The sequence below is a fragment of the Endozoicomonas sp. SESOKO3 genome, from assembly GCF_024606255.1.
The window spans coordinates 1-1,451 of sequence record NZ_JAHHPR010000368.1; the positions used below are offsets into that span (position 1 = coordinate 1).

Sequence of the window (1,451 nt, forward strand, 5' to 3'; positions counted from 1 at the left end):
CCCCCCCAGAGCGCACTCCCATAAAGTCAGCACCCTCCAGCCAGCGGCTTGAAGATTCATGAGGTTTCTTTTATCTCGCTGCTGATTCCCCGTAATTTTTTCCTTCCAGAATTCCGTTCTCGTCTTGGGCCACCTAAACACTGGACAATCGTGTCCATGCCAGAAGCAGCCATTAACCAGAATAACGGCTCGGTATTTCGGAAAAACAATATCGGGCTTTGCTGGCAGAGTTTTTACATTTAACCTGAAGCGGAAGCCTCTGGAGTGTAACAGCTTCCGAACCAAAATCTCTGGCTTAGTATTCCTGTTTCTGATTGCCCGCATATTTTTACTGCGTATGACAGGCGTATGAACATCTGTCATGCTGATACCAGAAACAAACCAATGCTATAGCTCAGGGAGTTCATGAGTAAGGCTCATCAACTTTGTACGAGCAACGTAATGTTTCATGACGTCAAGAAGGCATGCATAGCAACAGTGAATCGCATTAAAAACCCCATGGTCTACATGAAAATGTAACTGAATGCCCTCATCTGCAGTTTTCATCAACTCATATCTCTTAACCGACAAGTGTCGTTAGCCGAGTCAACCTAATAACGGTAAGATCACTGTGACCTGCCACAAAACAAACACCCACCCCTTACTCCTTCACTAACGATGAATAAAGTTCAGGCAGCTCATCCCATCCATAACCCGCTGTCAGGTCATCCCGGGAGACCAGCTTTAACTCAAAATGCACCTTACGCTGTTGCCACAATGGTATTTTCAAACGCAAGGCAGACCCCAGGCTAAATAGCCAGAACCACTCATCCGGATTGGCAAAAACCGGAGTACCTGTCTGCTTTTCCGTGAGGTTCCCCCTCTGCACCCGCTCCGCTTTGAGGATCGGATAAATATAGTCCACCCGTCGCTGAACACCATCATCGACATCCAGAGCCACTGCAAGGTAATGAGCTTCGGTAGCGATATGTTGCTGGACTTTCTGCCGCTCAAAGGCGATGAGCTTTGTGTGATAAAACCGGGCATCGCCGTTTTCAAACTGGTTGATATACTCCTGATTCCGGTCAGGCCCTAACTGGCTTGCCAGAATAGTCAGTCCCTGATAATGAGCGATGGAATAACCTTTACCCGGAATTCGTGCAGCATCCTCCACAAAATACCGTTCACTGGTCGCATACGGATATTTTGCCTCAGGAACCCCCAGTTTTTGTTGCAAAAAAACAGATAACCAATGACTCCCCTTATTATCAACCTGAGGTAACAAACTAAAAGCACCGATACCCACTTCATTAATCGCGACACTGTATGGGTTGTGTTCACAAAGCTGATTGAAATAGCCCGGATACAACACATAGGCACCAAACACCGGACGGGTTTTCACAAACCCTCTGTCATCAAACTTACTGCGATGAATCAGGGCATCCCGATAACGGTGCATTTGATTGATGGCA

The 1,451-nt window shown here is 46.9% G+C and carries 2 protein-coding genes; both read right to left on the minus strand.

What is annotated here, in order from left to right; all coding sequences use genetic code 11:
- Positions 1 to 363, minus strand: a 363-nt coding sequence (locus tag KDK18_RS06525; RefSeq protein ID WP_257254063.1) for a very short patch repair endonuclease, incomplete at its 3' end; no start/stop codon positions are given.
- Between the two features lie 277 nt (positions 364 to 640).
- The coding region (locus KDK18_RS06530) for a nuclease domain-containing protein (protein WP_257254064.1) at positions 641 to 1,451 on the minus strand (811 nt) is incomplete at its 5' end.